Annotated in this window: 19 protein-coding genes and 1 pseudogene; 3 read left to right on the top strand and 17 right to left on the bottom strand. The window is 50.7% G+C overall.

What is annotated here, in order from left to right:
- The first annotated feature begins 103 nt into the window (after positions 1 to 103).
- Together BTM36_RS28495 and BTM36_RS25570 are read left to right on the top strand one after the other, a co-directional pair.
- Positions 104 to 256, top strand: coding sequence for a hypothetical protein (locus BTM36_RS28495; RefSeq protein WP_168189842.1), 153 nt, complete (start codon positions 104 to 106; stop codon positions 254 to 256).
- A gap of 46 nt (positions 257 to 302) precedes the next feature.
- Positions 303 to 674: a hypothetical protein gene (locus tag BTM36_RS25570; protein ID WP_077238452.1), complete on the top strand. Its 372-nt coding sequence runs from the start codon at positions 303 to 305 to the stop codon at positions 672 to 674.
- A gap of 639 nt (positions 675 to 1,313) precedes the next feature.
- On the opposite strand, the gene BTM36_RS25560 is transcribed toward BTM36_RS25570, so the two are convergent.
- From BTM36_RS25560 to BTM36_RS25515, 11 genes and pseudogenes are all read right to left on the bottom strand, one after another.
- Complete coding sequence (locus BTM36_RS25560; protein WP_077238450.1) at positions 1,314 to 1,586, bottom strand: hypothetical protein; 273 nt, start codon at positions 1,584 to 1,586, stop codon at positions 1,314 to 1,316.
- Between the two features lie 48 nt (positions 1,587 to 1,634).
- Positions 1,635 to 1,967, bottom strand: a complete 333-nt coding sequence (locus tag BTM36_RS25555) for a hypothetical protein (RefSeq protein WP_077238449.1) — start codon at positions 1,965 to 1,967, stop codon at positions 1,635 to 1,637.
- 154 nt (positions 1,968 to 2,121) lie between these two features.
- Complete coding sequence (locus BTM36_RS25550) at positions 2,122 to 2,967, bottom strand: toprim domain-containing protein (protein WP_254427096.1); 846 nt, start codon at positions 2,965 to 2,967, stop codon at positions 2,122 to 2,124.
- Between the two features lie 15 nt (positions 2,968 to 2,982).
- A pseudogene (locus BTM36_RS30005) lies at positions 2,983 to 3,150 on the bottom strand (primase-helicase zinc-binding domain-containing protein); the annotation flags it as partial.
- Positions 3,151 to 3,277: 127 nt separating this feature from the next.
- The gene (gene ssb, locus BTM36_RS25545; RefSeq protein ID WP_077238447.1) at positions 3,278 to 3,814 is read right to left on the bottom strand and encodes a single-stranded DNA-binding protein; all 537 of its coding nucleotides are present in this window, start codon (positions 3,812 to 3,814) and stop codon (positions 3,278 to 3,280) included.
- Positions 3,815 to 3,837: 23 nt separating this feature from the next.
- Positions 3,838 to 4,701: a hypothetical protein gene (locus BTM36_RS25540; RefSeq protein WP_077238446.1), complete on the bottom strand. Its 864-nt coding sequence runs from the start codon at positions 4,699 to 4,701 to the stop codon at positions 3,838 to 3,840.
- Between the two features lie 171 nt (positions 4,702 to 4,872).
- The gene (locus BTM36_RS25535) at positions 4,873 to 7,302 is read right to left on the bottom strand and encodes an AAA family ATPase (RefSeq protein WP_077238445.1); all 2,430 of its coding nucleotides are present in this window, start codon (positions 7,300 to 7,302) and stop codon (positions 4,873 to 4,875) included.
- Positions 7,303 to 7,516: 214 nt separating this feature from the next.
- Positions 7,517 to 8,143 (bottom strand): phospholipase D family protein, encoded by a 627-nt coding sequence (locus tag BTM36_RS25530; RefSeq protein ID WP_217349635.1) that lies wholly within the window; start codon positions 8,141 to 8,143, stop codon positions 7,517 to 7,519.
- Between the two features lie 207 nt (positions 8,144 to 8,350).
- Positions 8,351 to 9,655: a hypothetical protein gene (locus BTM36_RS25520; protein ID WP_139347286.1), complete on the bottom strand. Its 1,305-nt coding sequence runs from the start codon at positions 9,653 to 9,655 to the stop codon at positions 8,351 to 8,353.
- Positions 9,652 to 9,819 carry a hypothetical protein gene (locus BTM36_RS28490; RefSeq protein ID WP_154134761.1) on the bottom strand — a complete coding sequence of 56 codons (168 nt, stop codon included), beginning with the start codon at positions 9,817 to 9,819 and terminating at the stop codon, positions 9,652 to 9,654. Before BTM36_RS28490 ends, BTM36_RS25520 begins: the two co-directional genes overlap by 4 nt.
- Positions 9,820 to 10,047: 228 nt before the next feature.
- Positions 10,048 to 10,590: a hypothetical protein gene (locus tag BTM36_RS25515; protein ID WP_077238443.1), complete on the bottom strand. Its 543-nt coding sequence runs from the start codon at positions 10,588 to 10,590 to the stop codon at positions 10,048 to 10,050.
- Positions 10,591 to 10,730: 140 nt separating this feature from the next.
- On the opposite strand from BTM36_RS25515, the gene BTM36_RS25510 reads away from it, so the two are divergent.
- Positions 10,731 to 10,988 carry a hypothetical protein gene (locus tag BTM36_RS25510; protein WP_077238442.1) on the top strand — a complete coding sequence of 86 codons (258 nt, stop codon included), beginning with the start codon at positions 10,731 to 10,733 and terminating at the stop codon, positions 10,986 to 10,988.
- Here BTM36_RS25510 and BTM36_RS25505 read toward each other — a convergent pair.
- The 6 genes from BTM36_RS25505 to BTM36_RS25480 all read right to left on the bottom strand — a co-directional run bounded on the left by BTM36_RS25505 (position 10,985) and on the right by BTM36_RS25480 (position 19,488).
- Positions 10,985 to 11,248, bottom strand: coding sequence for a hypothetical protein (locus tag BTM36_RS25505; RefSeq protein ID WP_077238441.1), 264 nt, complete (start codon positions 11,246 to 11,248; stop codon positions 10,985 to 10,987). The genes BTM36_RS25510 and BTM36_RS25505 overlap by 4 nt on opposite strands.
- Before the next feature lie 173 nt (positions 11,249 to 11,421).
- Entirely contained in the window at positions 11,422 to 12,450 is a 1,029-nt protein-coding gene (locus BTM36_RS25500) for a tyrosine-type recombinase/integrase (protein ID WP_077238440.1), read from the bottom strand.
- Between the two features lie 206 nt (positions 12,451 to 12,656).
- Positions 12,657 to 14,012: a replication initiation protein gene (locus tag BTM36_RS25495; RefSeq protein WP_168189841.1), complete on the bottom strand. Its 1,356-nt coding sequence runs from the start codon at positions 14,010 to 14,012 to the stop codon at positions 12,657 to 12,659.
- 876 nt (positions 14,013 to 14,888) lie between these two features.
- Positions 14,889 to 15,893 carry a ParB/RepB/Spo0J family partition protein gene (locus BTM36_RS25490; RefSeq protein WP_077238438.1) on the bottom strand — a complete coding sequence of 335 codons (1,005 nt, stop codon included), beginning with the start codon at positions 15,891 to 15,893 and terminating at the stop codon, positions 14,889 to 14,891.
- Complete coding sequence (locus tag BTM36_RS25485) at positions 15,886 to 16,572, bottom strand: AAA family ATPase (RefSeq protein ID WP_077238437.1); 687 nt, start codon at positions 16,570 to 16,572, stop codon at positions 15,886 to 15,888. Before BTM36_RS25485 ends, BTM36_RS25490 begins: the two co-directional genes overlap by 8 nt.
- Positions 16,573 to 17,427: 855 nt before the next feature.
- On the bottom strand, positions 17,428 to 19,488 hold the full coding sequence (locus BTM36_RS25480; protein WP_077238436.1) for a tyrosine-type recombinase/integrase: 2,061 nt from the start codon (positions 19,486 to 19,488) through the stop codon (positions 17,428 to 17,430).
- Positions 19,489 to 19,586 lie beyond the last annotated feature (98 nt).

The following is a 19,586-nucleotide window of genomic DNA, read 5'->3' as shown; positions in this document are numbered from 1 at the left end:
GATTAGGCATAAAAGTCGGTTTCTATATTACTTTTAGGCTTATATCCGAAAATTTGCTTTATCTCGGCTGGCTCCCAATGCTGGAGTGGACGAGTTCTTGAAAATGAAGTCACAAATCGAGGACATCGTGATGAAATACCCGAAAACCCTGATCTCAGCCGTTGCCAGCTCGGATCCAGCCATCAAGACGTCGATGAAGGGTATGGCCTCCGCGTTGACAATTTGCGCCGATCATATCTCATCGGCCATCGCTTAATCACCCTAGCTAGAAGAATGTAGCCAAATCGTCTGGAGAGTTTTGCATGTCAACGGTAATATCGTTGGATACCAATGTATCCGCTGCTCGAACAATCATTCAAGCTAATTCACGAGCCCGCGAAAAGCTGAAAGAGGCAAACCAAGCTGTATTTGAAGCCGTCAAAGCGCTGGCTGGTCAATACAACGACCCGTTGGCGCCGACGTTGTTCAACGCGACACAAGCGGATCTCGATGCTCTCGCAAATGTCAGCCCGAGTAAGCTCCTGGCCGTAATGCAGACCGGCGTTCCGATCTTCCAGCTGAGGATGACTCCTGAACTGCGCGAGATGCTCACCAGCCCTTCTCCGAATAGCGACACCATGCTGAAGATGTTATTGCGCACCTTCGAGTCACGCATTCCGCTTACGTCGCTGTGAGATGCCATGAAACAGATACAACCAGCGTATAGGTCAAAGCTAGCGATCGCTGAAACTCTTGCGGCTCTTGGTGCACGTGCTGTAACGATATCTGCTGTTGCCAAGACAGTGCCGGCAGATTCCCGCGATATTTACAAACAAGTAAATAATGCGTTGTCTCCGTCCGGACAGACGCCCAAGGATCACCAGTGGTTCCTGGCAAATCGTACTCGGCGGTTGCACGGAGCTGCTCTTCTGCTGTTGTATTGCACGTATCGCTCCGGTTATCAGTCAATGGCCCCACACGATGCACATGGGCTTGCGTTCGCTATGTCTCTTATGACGTACCGTGAGCTGAACCAGGTGCCTCCGGACGGAGAGCCTTTGGTGAGTCCCGAGCGATTCAGTTTGCTTGTCACCAATGGTTACCAGTTCGGCTGGGAAAGCATTATCAGAGGCGCGGCATCCAATTTTGTCTCCGATAATGTGAAAGTCATGAAATGCAGATCTTGCAGCACTCCTCATCTCACCGAGGCACACTACGTGAAGTATGAATGTTCAGCGTGCGTTGAGGCCAAAGAAGCCCGATCTGCGTAGTAGCTCAACGTGTAGCTAAGCAAAAAAAAGCGGCCCGAAGGCCGCTTTTTAATTGTCTGCGAGTTAGAACTCGAGCGATTTTGCACGTGCCAGGTTTTGCGCACCTTTGAAAATATCAGGTGTTGGCAGTTCCGGTTCGGGAGCCGCCGCGTCTTTCGTCGACTTGCGTTTCACGACTTTCATCAACGTGGACCAGACTTTCTTCAAAATAAATCGAAACAACGGCCACAGTACTTTTCCCACCAGCAGCAGGACAGTAACGATACCGGCTGCAAAGATTGACGATACGAGAGTTGTTGCGATGTCGCTGTTTTTTGTTACGGAATTGTCGTTCATTTTCCATCCTTGAAGATTGTTGGAGTTGACGGCTTGGTTGCAGTGCCGTTACTTGGTGAAACAGACTTTGCTTTTGAACCACATAGATACAAAAGTGATTGGCGCGAAAGCAATAACGATGAAGCCGATTGCTTGGAGATTGCCGCCGAAAGATTTGTGTTTCAGCATCAACCCATTGGTCAAGAATTCGACCGGTTCTTGGAGGTGATGAAAGCTGTTTTTGTACTCGTACAAGGCAAACAGACTTGTCTTGAGCAGTTGTGCCTGGCCATGAACTTCCTGTCCGATACCGAACATAAAGATCATGAGACCGATAACCAGGATGGACATCAGCACAGTTGTTGCGAGTGACTTGTTGAAAGTCTTGGATTGCAGTTTCATGTGAAGCTCCTCTTATTTTCCGCAATGCGGTGGTGAAAAAAAGAGGTAGCAAACGAAGCTTACTTCTGCGGATGCACAAATAAGCTGAGAGATATGCCGCGGAGCGACTTTGGAAGATGGCCATCAATCCCACTAAGGGATCGATGACCGTGTTTCATGCAGCTTGGAGCTGCTTCATTCGATAGTAATTATTCCATACATCATCGAAATCCACTCGCTCTTTTTCAGGGATTTTGGTGAAGACCTCAAACCCATCCTTTTTCAACTTCTGATACGCCATTCTTGCTGCATGTTCGCCAGGCCTGTATCCAAGCCGAGGTACATACGGGTCGTTATCCCCAAAGATAATGACCGTATCGAACTTTTCTCGAGGTATGTCTGCGATGGACAGATTGCCGGCATTGAGCATCGACCAAACAGACATCTCATAGCGATATGCTGTTGCTATTCCCCATCCATTTTCAGCACCCTCGCAAATGCCGAGGACTCTGCTTGTTGGATGTTCGAAGAGACGTACTGCTGCCCCTCGCAATTTCCTCTTGCCCGACATCTGCATCTTCGGTTCCTCCACCAGGGCTTTGCGACCGTCCTTGGTTAAGTACGTACGATGCAGCGTGACTGGATCACCTTTTCCATCAACCACCTTCAATACCATTGCAGGGTGTAGACCAGTCATGCGGTACTTGTCGTCATCTCCAACCTCCCAGTACTCGAGTGATGGGTGGTATCGGACGTACTTGGACAGTTTAGTGAGGTCGCACCCGAGAACGCGGTGCCCCATGTAGAGGGATACTGGATCGTCTTGCATAAGGCTCAATCGCTTCGTACCGCGAATAACCTTCCGCAGCTTGGCACAATTTCGAGCTGACTCCTCTGGAGTCAACTCAACATCGACCTTCTGATACTCACGGAGGGCACCGAGGCCCTCAGATAGTCCAAACAGCTTCTTCAGCTGTTTGTAAATATCAGCGTCAGTCTGATTAGTTACTTGCTTGATCAAGGTGAATCCGTTTCCTCCACGGCACTGGTTGCAGAACCAATCTCCGCAGCGTGTCCGGTTTGTGAATCGGAACCGTTTTGTTCCCCCACAAATCGGGCATGGACCTTCCCGTAGTTTCAAAAGATTTTTGTCGATACCGAAGCTAGCGCACGCGCTAACCCAGTCAATTTCAGTGAATTTCATCTCGCCTCCGTGCCAGTGACTGGCGTTAGAAAAAAGGCAAAGACACTCATGAAATATGAGGCTTTCTTGAGGCACCACGTGAGCCTCAAGAAAGCCCTTGCGGGCTTTCTGTAAAATGTTTTAAGGCTTAAAACTCGATTGAGTTTTGATAGTCCATCAGGCTTGCAGAGATCAGAAAGGGGATATCTTCAGAATCGTCAAAGCTCGGTGCATGCTGGCGTGGCGACTGTCGTGCCGACGGTCCACCACCTCCACCACCTTGACTCTGACGTGGTGCCGGCAAGCCATAGCCTCCGCTATCATCATCCGAGTGATGTCCGCCGGTGCCTTGACGGTTGCCAAGCATTTGCATGCTTTCGGCAATGATTTCGGTGGTGTATCGTTCCACACCTTCTTTATCTTGCCACTTGCGTGTTTGAAGACGTCCTTCGATGTAGATCTGGGAGCCTTTCTTCAAATACTGGCCGGCAATTTCGGCCAGCTTTCGATAGAAGCTGATGCGATGCCACTCGGTCAGCTCCTTTTTTTCTCCGGTGTTCTTATCCTTCCAGCTTTCAGTAGTTGCTACTGCGATGTTTGTCACGGCGTCCCCGTTTGGCATATACCGTGTTTCAGGATCACGGCCGAGATTTCCGACAATGATGACTTTGTTGACTGATGCCATTTGCTTCCCTAATGAGTATTTGGTTAATGAATTTCGATCGCGTATTCGTTTCGACGCCGCTTCTCTTTCTTGCCGTTGCCAAGGTCGAACCAAAAGTGCTGCTTACCCAAAGGAGTAATACTGACCTCTTGGCCAACGGATAGCTTATGCAGCTCGACAAGATCGGATAGCTGTTCGCCGATGAACTCTTTCAAGAATTTTCCGGCGGATGTTTCTAAGGACATGGCGTAGGTCTGATAGTCCTGATTCTTCTCGTGGTCGTGCTTCTTGACCACGCCGAAACGCTGAATGAAGCCATGATATGTACGGTGTACATTTGAGGTCTTCGTGACTCCGGCCGGCGATGGGGATTTGTTGAGATCCTTTAGTTCACGGGACTCCTCTTCTGGCTCTCCTTTCACTGGGCTCGTTTGGATCTGACGGGGCATTTGTTGTCTGGCCGTTGGCACCGTTGGTGCTGGCGCACCGACAAATCCCTTTCTGGTAACCCAAACAACGGCGTTGTCCAGGTTGTAGGCCAGGCCTTCTTGAGCGGCGATATCGCGCGTAAAGATCAGTTCCTTCTCGAATCCATCACGTCGAGCGACGATTCGGATCTGCTGCAGCTTCACGTACTGATAGAGGCTGAGCTTGGTACCGCCGCGGATAACACTCTGTGTGCGATCGGCGCAGGTGAAGACTGGATTTGCCGTAACGAGTGGACCACTTGCTGCCAGTACTACTCGCTCCGTCTCAACTTTTTCAACCTTCGGAGGGCGTTTGAAGATGGCCGTTGCCGATTGGGTGACGATCTTGGCAGCGGTGCCTATGATGAGAAAGGGTTCGGCGATGATGCGTGCCGCTACGTCTTCTCGGTTAGTAAGGTTGGTGGACTTGGAATCGCTCATGAGTTCTCCTGAAGATGCCGCGTTGCGACAATAGAAAGGAGTGAGCTTGAGAAAGCTTTCATGTGATACACCACATGAAAACTTGGGGGAAATGAGAATGCCGAGATTTCGACGGCTTGATTCTACGAGGAAATTCGAAAAATGGAAAGGCCGAAGCCTTCCCATTTTCATTTACAGCGCAGCAACATTGATGATGTGATCGGCTTCCGCCGTCAACTCTGGTGTTTGAGTGATGAAGAATTCCCTTTCATAGTTACCGCTGTCCATTACGGCGCGCTTCATTTTCATGAATTGGCGCTTTCGTTCTGGGTCGAGCGGTCCATCAGCTTCGTCTGAAAATAGTGTTTGCGGATTGCCACCTTTCGAGATGTCGTTGTAAAGGGAGATACCACGGGCTAGGCATTCGTTCACCCAGACCTTCTCCCCCCCGGACATGAGGAACAATGACTTCTCTTCGCCACGGTGATTGTCCATGACGCGGACGTCGAAGGTTTCACGCATGGTGCCGGCATTGGTCTCTTTCTGAGTTTCCAGTCGGACATTGAATCGTCCACCGTAGCATTCATCCAGCAACCGATTGCACAACGAGGAGATCTCAGGGCCAGCATCATCGATCGTTAGAGCGACAAGGCCATTGTTGCCAAAGCCCTTTGCAATCCTGTTCCACTTGGCTATTTCTTCTGTCAGCTGGAACGCACGAGACTTTGCGTATTCCAGGGCTTGCAGAGAGACTTTTAAGGTCTCAATAGCGGCCATAGCTTCGATCTTTTGATTACGAAGAGCGAGAACTGCGGCTTTTGCTTCCTCAAGGATCCGTATTGCCGCATCGACGTACGACTTTGCTTGCCCGATTTCAGCATCAGTGATGGGTTTTGACATTGTTGCTAGTCTTTGCTGCAAAGGCTTTATGTCAGCCTCGCAGCGCTCCCTGATTCCACTGATAGCACTCATCTCGGTCTCGATGAAAGTTTCTCCATCTTGAACCAACTTTGCCAAGTCCAGCTTGAGCTTTTGCAGTGCCGCCTCCAGTTCGGATTTGGACTCCATCAGCCTCGGCAAACGTGCTTTCGCATCGCCTAGAAGCTCCTGTTTTGATGCCAAGTCAACCAAGTCGCGCAGTTCTGTTTCCAGTGAGCGCTTCTTGCTTTCAAAGGCTTCAATCTCAGTTTCAAGTTGATCGAGCTCTCTGATACGAGTGTCGCAGGCAAGGACCTGATCGCGGATTAGCCGATATTTCTCACGCATTTTCGCGATTTCCTCTTCTTTGGCAGGAAGCGAATCATGCGCTGCCATTGCGTTAGCGAGGAGCTTGCAGTTACTTTGCATCGGTTGGCCCTGGCAAGGGACCTCCGTAATCAAAATAGCGCGTGCCTTTACGGATTGCAGCTCGAAACGGGTTGATTCCCCGACCGTGGCCAACTCACTTTCTTTCGCCTTTAGCTCTGCATACTGCCGGCGAGCTGGTTTCAAGATCGTCACCTGGGCCCGAGCTTTGTCCAAGCTAGTAGTGACTAGTTGAATTTCTGCCCGGATCTCGTTCGACCGCTGAACTGCATGGGTAATCGCAGGTTCCTGCTCAACGAGTTTTTGTAGTTTTTTGATTTCGCTGGATTCGCGCTGGTGAACTGCGCTCTTCTCAGTGATCTCGTTTTGCATGCGCTGACGGTCTACCAGCACTCGGGCGTGATTCGCTTGCCCTTGCTGCTTGACTACGGATATTTGTTCTTCGGCCGACGACTGGAACTTTGTAATCGACTGATTCAGAAGCCGTGCTTCTTGTGCTTCAGAGGCCTGGGCTTCACGACGCCCTTCAATCAGAATAAGGTCGCGCTTTCTTCCATCAACCTCCGATTGTCGAGTTGCTTCCAACGTAACAGCAGCTTGGATCTTCTCATCAGCAGCCGCGAGCTCCTTCTCCTTTGCCGCCACCAGATCATCGATCACGGCGGCTTTGGCGACCTCGCTCTGTACCTCCTCAAGGTTCAGATGGAGCATCTTTACAACCGCGGTAGCTTTCATCGCCAGCTCCTCGTAGTTGCCCAGGTTGAGAATTGACGACATGAGGGACTTAATCTCCGATGGACCATACGCCGAAAGCGGCTTTCGGTTCTGTGCGGAGAAGTTTGACGTGAAGAAGCACTCGGGTGGGCCGATGATTTCCTCAACGCTAAGGTCATACGACGCTGTGCGGCCGTCCGAACTCGTTCCATCTTTGAGTCGGTATGGCTGCCACTGACCACTTGCATCCAGGTACATCAAGTACGCTTCGGTACGTTGCGTTTTTCCTGTGGACTTGAATACCAGAGACGACTTGTAGGTCATTCCTCTGGCCATCCATACCAGCTCCTTCTGTGCGAGGGAGCCTGATACATGATCCCAGTACGAAAAACCACCAGGACCAAGCGTGGTCGAGTGTGACGGCATCACCCGGAATGGGTGCATGTTGTCCAAGATCGTTGTCTTGCCGGCGCCGTTAGGCCCGTCAAGTGCGATCAACCTGGCGTGTTTAGGGATTTGTGTGAAGTCGATCTCAATGCTGTTCTTACCACGACCAGACTTGATACCGTTGAAGCCTTCCAGCTTCAGTTTGAGAGGTTGCATTTAGGGCTCCTTTCCGCGATGCGGATTTGAAAAGGAGTTGCCTACGCGGCTTTCCGCTGCGTCAACAGAGGGAAGCGGGAGTTTGGGGAGGGAAATGCCGCGAATGCGACGTTGCTAAGGATACCTCAAGTCGATCTCATCTTGAGACTTTCTATTGGCCACGGACCTGTTCGCTGTGGCCAATAGAAAATCCCCGAAGGAATTTTCTGGTACATCAGTACCGTTGCTTGTACGGCTTCCCATCGGGCCATCGGGTAGCCCAATGATCCAGATAGACTTTTGCGACATTCGGTGCGTTTGAAATTACCATGGCAGTTTCTCCATTACGGGTAGCTGCCCCCTGAGTAAAGTTATAGCTGCCCAGCTCAACTGTACGGCCGTCTACGACGAATGTTTTCTCATGCTGAATTTGATACTTGTCGATCGTCCTGACTTCCACACCGGCTTCAACCAGAGTTGAAACTGCTGCGTTACCAGGTTGGCTTCGCTTCCGCCCTTCTTCTTCCAGTGTCTTTGCGTCGACGAGCAACTTGACGTCTACTCCTCGCTTATGTGCGGCTAGCAGTGCCTTCACGACCTTGGGTGATGTGAATGCATAAGCCATCATGCGTATTTGCTTGCGAGCGGAGTCGATCGTCTTTAGCACCAGTGCTTCAGCCGATCCCTCCGGAGAGAAACCAACTTCGACGATTGCTTCCGGTGGCAGCTTCAGCGTCTCGATCGAGGCACTTCGCGCAGAATATCGCTCAGATGTTTCCAAGAGAGATTTGAGGATGCCGTTGGCAAAGGTTGCCGTCGACATCGTCGCCATCAGCAGGCCAATGGCCACGATTTTTTTCATTTAAAGCCCTTCCGCTTGATTGTTTGTCTGATTGGCGTACACGGACCGCTGCTGCGACCCGATGTACCCCGGATTGAATGCGTTACCGAAGTCATCCGTTATGCGGTTAGCAGAAGGATTAACCCGTGAACACATCTGGTATGAAAGACGGTCGTTGCTGTAATGCTGCTCGACGCGCCACTCTCGTTGCATCACTACGATTTCCTTTCAGAAAAGTTGGAATGAATCCTGTTTTGCTTCTTGGACAGACTCCTGTTCGTGAGGCGGTGGATCCGGCTCAATTTTGGTCACCAGCTTGTTCTGCAGGCCAGCTAAGAACTTCCGCACAATTTCATCCGGCGCCAGCTGCTGTGCCATTTCGACACGTGCTGCGAGTCCGTCAGTCGGGGTATTGGTGAGTTCGGCCCAGCGCTCGAGCCTTTTCACCATCGAAACCTCAATTGAGATGCCGGCACTCCGCTTTTCACGTTCAATGGGCAGAATTTTTCCTTCTATGACTACTTCGGCTGCTCCTTTCAGAATTTCCTTGATTGCTTTGCGATCGACGGTCTTAGCAAACTCCTCATCCACTTGGTACCGGACTCGGACAAATGCGCCAACACAATCTCCTGCCGCTTGCGCCAGTTCCTGAAGGTCGGGGACACCAAAGAATTCCAGGTCGACCATTCGCCGGGACGGCGTATGGATTGTCTGATATTCAGGTATTCCAGGTAGAAGGTTCCAGAACAGATAGCTTGTTTCACCCAGCTGGCCATAGTGGAAGCGGCCAATTGATCCAGGGTACGCGATGAGTTGCCTGCGCCCTTCGAACGATCGTTCCCATGATTGCGTCAAATGGATGTGACCGATCATCACAGCGTCAGCGCCGGCGGCAAAAAGCGCGCCGGTAGTGAACTCATGATCAAGTCCAGCCATTGGTACGCCATTCTCGTTTCGCGAGCTGTCGACCGTTCCGTGTGTCACCAAGGTAGTCGGTATGCCGCGCTTATAGAAATAGCCATTTGCCTTAGCAAATCCTGCAAGCAGATTAGCAAGATAATTTCCCATCTCTTCAGCTGCAGCAGCAGGGCCGACCAAAGCAGCCAGATCAGCCTTACTCACGGTCGGCACGCAAGTGACTACCAGGTCATAGTCCGCGGCCCAATCTTCTTCCGAACGGATCGGAACCCACCGATTCGCTTGCAACCCGACCATGCCGATCTTGTCGGCTACGTAGATCGGATACTTGGCTCCAATGAGCTGCAGGACGTGCAGCATTCCAGCGGGTTCATGGGAGAACGTGCCTTGCAAGAGCAGGACCGGGCAGTGTTTGCTGAGACGCTGAACCTGGTTGCCTAGCGCGAGGAACGCCGGGGAGTGCGCCTGCAATTGATGATCTGTTGCATCACCAGATACGACGGCGACTTCGCATTTGCTCTTGATGGCATGATCAACTGCGAAACTAAAGCAGCGATCAGCTTCAACCAGGTTATCGGGCGAATAGTGAAGGTCAGAAAAGTGAGCGATTTTCATTGGGCGCCCTTGCTACTTGGCAGGCCCAAAGATTGCGACATGAGATTGCCGGTGACTTGGCCAACTTCATGCTCAGACAGATCCGGAAAGCTTGATTTCACTTTCAGGGTCGTGTTGTCCCATTTGCTCATGAGCTCAGCGAGGAGCCGCGGGAGATCAGTCATGATGATTCCTTTTGAAATTTGAGTGATTGATGAATTTGTTACTTGGTGGGAGCGTCTTCACCGATCGGTAGGTATGCGCAGGCGAAACCTACTGCGACCAGGTAGAGCAGGACGAAGATGGAAGTTGCGGGGTACATACGGTTCCTTTCCGCGGAGCGGGGTAAAAACCGTGGTGATGGAGCTTCCCTAGGCGAACCTGGGGAAGCCCGTGAGGGCTTCGTTGTAGGGTTAGTGAAGTTGCCAATCGCTCAAATCCACATACTCAAGCAGCTGTTGCTGTTTTTTCTGTGCAAATTTGTAGTTGACAAGTTTTGCCAGGGTCCGGAGAACCAGAATCATGGCCTGGCGCCGCACCTTTGCTACGCCACGGCGAATCACTTCTGCGTCTTGGTTTGCTTCTTCGCATGCCCAAACGAATGGGAAGTGAATCTTGTTGGGGCAAAGTTCGAAGATCCAGACAATCGCCCAAAACAGATTTACGTGCTTGGGTTCCTCTGGATTCAGGTCACCGACCATTGTTTCGAACTTAGGATCGGAGCAGTCATATAGCGCTACTTCGATCATTTTCATGGTGACCTTTTCTTTGTTCAGCCAGCGAAGCCGGATGGCTTCGCGGTGTTTTGGATCATCGCTTGCAGCCAGCGCTTCATCTTCTTCAGAGAGTGCGAACTCCGGCCCGAAGTTAAATTGACGCTGGACGTGTGGGGCATTAATTGGAGGTTCTATCGGAACCTTCCTCCCCTTTCCTTTCTTTGTAGTTTGCTTTCGCACGTCTTTCTCCAGTCAGTCCCGCAGAGCGGTAAAAAAACCGGAAGTCGTGAGACTGTGATGTACTGGGCACATCGCAATCGAATAGAAATTGCTTTGGAGTGAACCTTGGGTAGACTAGCTCTAAGAATTGAAAGGAACCGATGACTGCTAAATTGGATGAAATGCCAGACGCTGAGTACAGCAACTGGATTCGGGACGTGATGAACGGTGCAACTGATGGCGCCGGCATGGTCAGTGAGGAAGTTCTTATTCGACTATTGTCGAGTGCCATTAGGGCTGACGATCCAAGGATTCGTGCGGAGCTATTCGTTGACCTGGCAAACAAGGCTTTGGCCATGGCAGACAAGACCCTGGGTTGCCAGGATCTTGTCACCACGACATTTACGCTGCGGCATTAATTCGCCAGAGTGACTTTCGCCATGCTCTTGGCGACGCTGATATTGCGCCATACGCGTTCGTTTTCGACACAAGGTTCATCTTCCAGAACCTTCATTTCCTCAAGAACTTTCGAGGCGAGCTTTGGATTTTGAGCTGACTCAAAGATATCGCGCCAAAAATCCACTTCCCAGACCGGGTATCGCGAGTAGGGCTGGACTTCTTTAGGATTACGAAGGATTGCTTTGTGGGCGGAACGGGTTGCTTTGTTGAGGATTTTCATGATGGCTCCAAGTAGTTTCCGCGTAGCGGTAAGTAATTGGGCCGTGCGCTGCACTTTCCTGTTGTCTGGGGAAAGTGAGTAGAAGTCGGTAGGTAGGTGTTTCTGGCATGCCGCGAATGCGACAAGCAAAATTTACCCGACCTACCGCTGTTTGTCTACAGTTGTGATCATTTCTACACGCCATCTTCAGCAAACTTCTTAGCGGCGTCCAAATACATTTCAGTAGCTCGTCGCTCTCTATGACCCAGCTTTTCTCCCACTTTTCCTATGTCATTCGTGCTGACCAGCTGCTGTGCTGCATAGGTATTTCTTAACGTTCGCCCGCCAGAATGGGCGGTATTGATACCCGCTAAGTCCAGGGTTTTTGTTATCAGGCGATAGATTGTCGGTTTTGACAGTTCGTCTGCAGTGTCTATCGTCCCGGGAAATACGAGGTCACTTGGCAGATCCATCCGACCTAGCTCCCTTAGCCAGGTCTCAATTTCCGGCACTGCAAATTGCTCAATTACAGCGGTGTGTTTCATACCGGTGCCGGTGCCATCCCATATTTCTAGATCTATCTCGATCTTCCCGTCGACGCGTTTGGGCTTCATTGACCGTAGTTTCAACGAAGCTGCTTCTGAAACCTTTAATCCAGCACCGATCAAGACGGCAATCAGAGCCCTATTCCGCCTCGTCTCCCAGCCACGCTGCCTCTTATTCTTTGAGTTTTCATTCCATGCCGGCGCCGCAGGTAAGGACTTCATCAGCCGTTGGATATCATCAACTTTGAGGATGACCTTTGCCTTTTCTTTTCCCCGGCGGAATGGTTCTTCTCGGCCAACGGCTAGATTCTTAGCCGGATTTGAATCGACATTCAAGTGGTCATAGGCACGCTCGAGGAGCCGTACATAGACCATCCGAATCTTGCTCGTAAGACGCGTTTTGCCATTCTCGTCACGAAGGTCCAGGAACTCCTTAATTTCTTCTTGAGTAACGCATGTGAAGGACCTGTTCCGGGTCTCAATCCAAGTCATGAATCTTTCGAACATCGAGATATAGACGGCTGCAGATGACTCCCTGATCGTATCCGCGCCGTTTTTACCCCGTTTTCCTGCTTGGACGAACTCGATTGAACCCACATACGCGCGGAATGCTTCGCGTGGGTTCTCATCCCAATCTCGACGGGTCGCAAATAAGTCTACAGGTTTGAATTCGTCCATACTTACCAATAGGCAATAGATGAAATTAACGTTCGCTTATTATAAAAATAATTCTTATCACAGAACACCGCAACCTAAATTTAACCCTCCCCTCTCCGAACCCGAAGAGCTGCCAAACAACGGCTTTCCCGGGGGGCTGCGGGGATTGTTAATTGCAGTAATTTCCTTATAGCAAGTGCGTCAGGTGCGATGACCTACGCTGTCACCTAGGATTCAATGGGTGCTTTGGGATTGGATAGAGCGAACTCGAGAACGACCTGGTGCGATGGCTCACCCCAAAGCTTATGGGCGTACCACATTGAGAAGTCCGATCGGAAAACGTTGGACCTAAGCCCATCTTTACGAATTTTCATTGGCAATCCGCATTGCTGTTTAAATTCGTCGATGAGACGATCCTGTTCCTCGGGCTCCAGATCAGTACAGAGACTGAACGCTTCCTTCGAACGGTGTGCGAGGTAACGCTGAAACACCTCTTCAGGTGTCTCAACATTGGCCTTCGGTTTGATCTTCGGGGCTTCAAGCTTAGGAACCGCCGGCGCCCAGTCGTTTTTGAGCGCGGACTTAAAATAAGCCGCTGGCTGCTTGAGGGCTTCGGCCCCCTTCTTGGCCATCCGTTCTTCTACCAGCTGCAGTGTGGAGATGATCTTGTTTTCCGAATTCGTGGCTACTAGATCCGACGCATCCCTTTCAGAAAATCCGAGACGGATTACTCTCTCCAGCAACTCGCCATCAACAACAGGGGGGGCAGGAAACTCAATGACGGCCTGTTCCGATTTCCTAACCCGGAACTGTAGCTCGGATACGCGTCGACCCAGCTTATGCTCGATCAGCTCGATGTTGATGTCAGTGACGGAATTCACTTCGGCGATGGCCGGCTTGAACGTGTCTCGCTTGGCGATTTTGTATTCTGGATAACCTTGGCCAGCTGGGTTTCCGCTCACGGAGTCAAACCACTCTGTCCAGGGAAGACGAGCCGTGAGCTGTGAAGGGTTCGTTAAGAATCTCCGGCAGATCTCGTACAGGGCCAGGCTGGCTCCACTACGAAACTGGTTCTGGTAAACGAAAGCCAAGTTTGTGTATTGGTCTGGTCTCATAACAGCGGCCTCGACCTCTGGTGGAAATGCGAAACCCACCCAGATCTGACCGCCGCGGGACTTCAACCCATTGGGATTTGCCAATGTAAAGGCGGAAAGAAGCGATTGTGACGTCCACTGAACGTTATCTTCCGAGATGATTCGGATGTCTTTCAGCTCCTGGAGGTATTCCTTAAGGCGCTTTGTGTCGTTCGATTCGTATGCGGCGTCTCTTGCAAGATCTGCGAGGGGAACCCAAAAGTATTTTTTGTTTGCCTCTGTCACGACGGGCGCATTTCGACCAGGACTGCCTAGCTTCTGGGCATGGTGCATCAGGACGTTGAACATCTTCCTCGACAGAAGTGTCAACTTGCCCTTTCTAACTCGCAGACCAATAGCTTCGTTCGACTTACGCAGTTCTCTTGATTCAGAGACACCTTGAGCGTAGTCGTCGAATGGTGCTATAGCTCGTTTACTTGATTTATCCACGTAGTTCCTTGTCCGTGGCAACAATGATGCGCTAAAGGTGAGAACAAATCAACGTTCAATCTCACTTTTCGAAATTTCCTTCGGGGAAATGGACTAGGTCCCTGTAAACTCTCACCCTTCGCTCCCCTACGAGTCAGTACTTATCTGCCGCCTTAGACCGGTTCCTGTAAACTCTCACCTTAAGTAATCGCCGGCGAATAGTCCCTGTAAACTCTCACCTTTAGGAGGGTCAGGCCCGCGTACACGAAGGACTTGCGCCCCTCTCCCTGCAAGTTCTCACCTTATATCCCGTATCCACTCACCCAACTTACCGTATACCCTCACCTAAGGTGAGCAAGTTTCCCGTTTGTCCTCACCTAACTTCCTGTAAATTCTCACCTAACTCCCCGTTGGATCTCACCATACCGCCTTAAAACCCTTATATAGCGCGACTTTCCGGTACCGTTAACGTTGTTAACCTTTCCAAGTGTCTTATTCAACATACTCAACACCCATCTATCAGAGGTGTTTTAAAAGAAAATGCCTAAAACCGAAGGACTTGGCGATTTTCAGTTCCTGCAAAGTCTCACCTTTCGCTTAAATCACATCACTAATTACTTGCGCTGTCAGCAATAAGTCTTTGTTTCTAAATGGATGAGTCAGGTCCCTGTAAAAGCTCACCTATCGTTGAATACTTCCTGAAAAAGCTCACCTTTTTACATTCAAGGCGCGTTCTTGCGTGTTATTGGGCACTGCAGGGCTCTTTTTGTATTCACTTTTCTCATCCGACAGCCGAAAGCGTTTGCTGCGCAGGCCTCTCCATCGCGATCTCCAAATGAGAATGAGGGACATTAAAGCCCCTCGACACATGGTTCCCGTAAAGTCTCACCTTTGGACTTACTGAGCCTTAAAACGCTCGCGCAGTTCGTCCATTAATTTTTCCCGCTCTTTCGCATCCAGGATAGTGATTTCGAAGGCGACCTTCCCCGAGTTGAATTCCTTAATGAACCCGGCCGAACCAGTGCCCTCCCCGTCTTTCATGGGAATTTTGTACTGTCGCGGTGTCTCTTTTGTCTTACGTTGTTTAGGTTCGGAGATCTTTTGGCGTGCTTCGGTGATTTCTTTCCGCCCTATCTCTTCCCGCCCAAGTCTTTCGGCCAAGGCCAAGGCGTCTTTCTCGCCTTCCGGACCCGCAGCATTCATATACAGCACCAGTTCATATAGTGCCGATAACGAGAATTTGGACGGATCGCTGCTCTGCTTGATCAGTTCCGTGATCGATCCTGGCAACTTCAACAGCTGAATGGTTTTATTGATCGTTGGAGCCGACTTATTTACGACGGGCTCTAACGCTGCTTCGCTCGGATAAATGCCATCATCGAGCAACTGTTTCCAAGCGAAGGCATCATCAAGAGGTGATTGAGCTTCCCGTTCCTCGTTTGCATCGTAGGAGTGCTTATAGAGCTCAGCATCCGTCAGGCCTGGAAGAACACGCAGTCGAATGGTCGGTTTTTTTAAATGTTTGCATGCTCTCAGGCGGTACTCTCCATCCGCGAGAACATATTGCCCGTTTCTTACCGTTGCAAGGCAGGCATTCTGCTGACCAAGTGCTGCGATGCTCTGGGCGCGGGCCAGCACGCGATCTTGCCGATAGATCCGTCGCGCGTTGTAAGGATTGACTTGAACCTCACTTGGGGGAACTTCTACTTCATACGGCTCGTCCGGAGATTTCGGTGAACTGGATACCAACACGTTTTCAATCGGGGCCGCTGCATCGTGGAACCCAGTCGGTTGCGATTCCAAGGTTTTGGCTGCAGACGCGAAACGGTCAGGGGCACCCAGCGTAGATGCGATATTTGCTTGGGACTTATTCAGCGCTGCGCGCAAGTCTCGTTTAGCCATTTTTCTTCACTTTCTTAAATTTCAAAATCTCCAAAACTTCGTCAGCAAGCGCTTCGACTTCTATGACTGCTTGCCCGCCTGTCTTTTTCGGAAGACCGTGCACTGTCGATCCGAAGATCTGACTCTCAGGGTAAGCGTTACGCGATGAGATTCGTGACTTTAGAACTGGTATTTCAGGATTTTGTTCTTGCAGCTCTGCGAGGCAAGCTTCGTATACCTGCCCCCGACCCATTTTAGAAATCAGGAAGTAGGTCTTCAATGTCGGATTGTGAGCCAGTGCGTTGACCGCAAGTTCTTTCGCCTTCTCAGTCGCCCATACGTTGTCCATGACAGGGATCACAGGAATGATTCCAAGATCTGCGATGAGCAGTGTTGCCCAAGGTATCGGGGAGTCAATCGCGGGCGGGCAATCAATCAAAATCACGTCGTAGTCTGGCGCAAGCTTCTGAATTTCGCCGACCATGTTTTTCCCCATGGCCGCTAAGGAAACAACTGTCGCTGGAAAAGGATTTTCAACGCCAGCAGAAGCACTCCACACCGATGCTGTGCCCTGTTTGTCGAGGTCACCCAACAGGGTTCGAATTCCCCGCAATGCAAGAGTCCCTGCGAGCTGGACAGATGTGGTGGTTTTACCGCAGCCACCCTTTTGGTTGAATACACCGATGATCAATGCGGACATAATTTCCCTCACAAGTTTGTTTATTGAATATTGCGAAATTATATTACAGCAGATATTTTTTAAGCAAATTTGTCAGAGCGGATTCAAGAAGATTGGTTAGTTGAGCAGAGCAGCGAGACTAACGGCTTTCACGCGTGAAAGATGCTTTATCGCGACGCGGGTGGCGCGTTTGTTGGCTAGAGTAATGAGCCTTTGAGGTTGAGGCCAGTTACTCGCGGCAGACTAATTCTTTCACGCGTGAAAGATGCCTAAAGTGCCTGGCGAGAATGGCGCACAATGCCGAATCGGTGCAACGCCTTTCACGCGTGAAAGTCCGGACGAGAAGAGCTGCTTTGGCTCCCGTGTTTTTAATTTATTGTCTTGCGCGGATACATAGCTGGCCGTACCCTCTCACAATTAGCTAATTTCACGCGTGAAAGTTCGCTTATTTCGCCATGCTTCCATGCTGAAGGGCATTGTTTTTCTAGCCGATAGTCTGGACCTACTCTGTCTTTCGCTAGTATCGATTTTCTATTCCACCTTCGCCGAGGAGGCGCCGGTTCGGTTTTTCAATGAGATGATCAGAGTGCGTGGCTCTAGGAGGGCTCTCACTTTCACGCGTGAAAGTTGGGCCCGTTGGACTGACACGTGCCGTGGGTAAATCGCCCAGTTTGATGTGCCTCTGAAGTCGGAGTGTGCACAGTCGTGCGAGACGGGTAACGTCTTCCTGTTGGTGACAGCAGGTGGCAGAACGCGTGAATCACGCTGGTCTCCGTAAGGTTCTTTCACGCGTGAAAGGAGGCGTTTGTGTTCAACCACGGATTCCATGTTCCCGGAATTGCTAAGTTATCTGTTTCCGACTTTCACGCGTGAAAGCTACTTGTACAACTGATCGGCGAAATTCTCCATATGCTCGGCTCGCTCAGCGATGTCGTTGTCTAGATACATACTCGTGGTGTCTACAGACGCGTGGCCCATGTTGTTCTTTACTGTTTCCAATGGGACCTTATTCCCTAGTGCATGGGTAGCGTACGTGTGCCGAATCCAGTGAGTACTCGCAGCCTGGAACTTGGCACGATCGGTTGAGCCGCCGGGGAAGCGCAACATCAACGACTGGAAAAATGTCTTTAGTAGTTTGTAGATCGCGTCACGGCTAAGGTATTCATCTACAAACGAGGGGTCGTGTTCGTAGCGATCTGGATGTTCAAGCTGTGCCTTCAGCTTCTTGGCCTCCGGATTCGAAGTGCCCCGGATTCGCTCCACCAGTGGGGCGTCTACCGGTGCCGCTTTGAGTGACTCTATTGATCGAGATCGGAGATAACGTTCGAGTTCATCTATTAATACCTGGGGAACAGGGATCTCGCGAAGCTTCTTGCCCTTGCCTAGGACGTTCATCTTGAAGTAGCGCCGACCTCCGGTAATTGATGTTTCCTCAAGGATGTCGGAAACCTTGGCGCGAGCAAGTTCGTGAAGGCGCAGGCCAGTTAAATAGGAAAACATGACAATGAATCGTAGTCGTGCGCCGGCAGGGGAGGGCGGCAGTGACAAGGCTTCATCCCGTATTATTTTCCATTGCTCTTTTGTAAAACTTCTCGAAACGTCGATCTTGTTTCGGTCCGCAGGTATGGAGGCGCTATCCCACGGATTGGTGTGTAGATAGCCCGTTTTTACCATCCATCGGAACATGCCTCGGATAATCACCAGCGCCTGTTTTTGTGATGCTGGTTGTAGAGCTTGGTGTCGCTTCCGCGTCTTAACTCCCTCTGCATCGATACTGAACGGACTCAAAAATGGTCGCCAGTATGTACTGTCGCGTTCATATTTCTTGTCACTCATCCAGGAGTCTTGGCTTATACGGAAGGTCTGATTCCAGTAGTCGTCACTGACACGTCCCAGGTCATTGAGGAATTTTTGATATGCCAAGCAGTCCGCGGTAGTGATCGAAGACAAAGGTTTGTCCCGTTCAATCGTTGCCCACAAGAAAAACCTTTCAGCTTCCTTGCGGTAGGAGCGTGTTGTATCTTCATCCTTCAGTTTCTGCAACCAAAGGACTATGGCTTCGCGATCGTTATTCGCGCCACTGCCGTTTCTGTCCCCCCGATTGCTTCCAATTTCACCCGAGAGGTGAGTAGGGGGGCTAAAGTACTCAAATGGAACGAGCCCAAATTGGATTAGCCGAATCGCTCTTGCATCATAGACAGTTACGTCCGTACCAATTTCGTCACGGTACAACCAGAGCCATTTGGAGATTCGAGCTGCTGTCACCTCGCCTAGCCTAGGGACATCCTTGTGCCAAAGGGGCCCGTTCGCTTTCACATAGGTGGCAAGATCTGAAACTGTCAGAATGTCGACCTTCTTGAATTGCTTCACCAGGTATTCAAGGAGCCAAGCCTCGAGCAAATCGGCAGGTCTCGGGCTGACGTTTGTCTTCATCTGAAGCCATGCTAGCGCTTCAGCCTGCCGCTTCCTTAAGCGCGCGTTCCGTATCCGTTTTTGCTCACTAATTCCCCCAGAGTAAGTGTCTTCAAAAAGGGCGAGGAGATCCTTTTCCGAGTACATCTCGTAAGGATCATGTTCCTCTCTAAACTCTTCAAGAGTTGGGACGGAAGGGGAGGGCGGGTTTATTTTTGCCGGCGAGACGTCAATAATCCGAGCAACAGCGTGCTTTCCGTGGCGCTTGGCCAGGAGCTTGAGATCTTGCCTGATCCATTTGACTGTAGCCTCGATCGTGCGCAGGTGGATGCTTGATGTTTCCGCTGTCTCCAGATAGCGATGTGCTAGTTGGGCAATATCTAATCCTTCGAGGTATCCCTTGAAGAATGCGAAATGGTGGCGCCCAATCTTGCCCAGGATTCTCTCGGTCCCACGTCGACGGGGATAGGGCAGGGTGGCTGTATCTTTACTTGTCATATTTGCATTTAAATTGCCAATCGCCATAGAGCCACGTTATCGGCCCGTAGCGACGTTTTCTTCATTTTCCTGCCAATCCCCCTGGGTAGGCATCGTTCGCCCCTCTCGGATTGATCTGAAAGGCC

Source organism: Herbaspirillum sp. VT-16-41, assembly GCF_001994935.1.
Taxonomy (GTDB): Bacteria; Pseudomonadota; Gammaproteobacteria; order Burkholderiales; family Burkholderiaceae_D; genus Herbaspirillum; species Herbaspirillum frisingense.
This window is presented reverse-complemented; position numbering and strand designations above follow the sequence as displayed.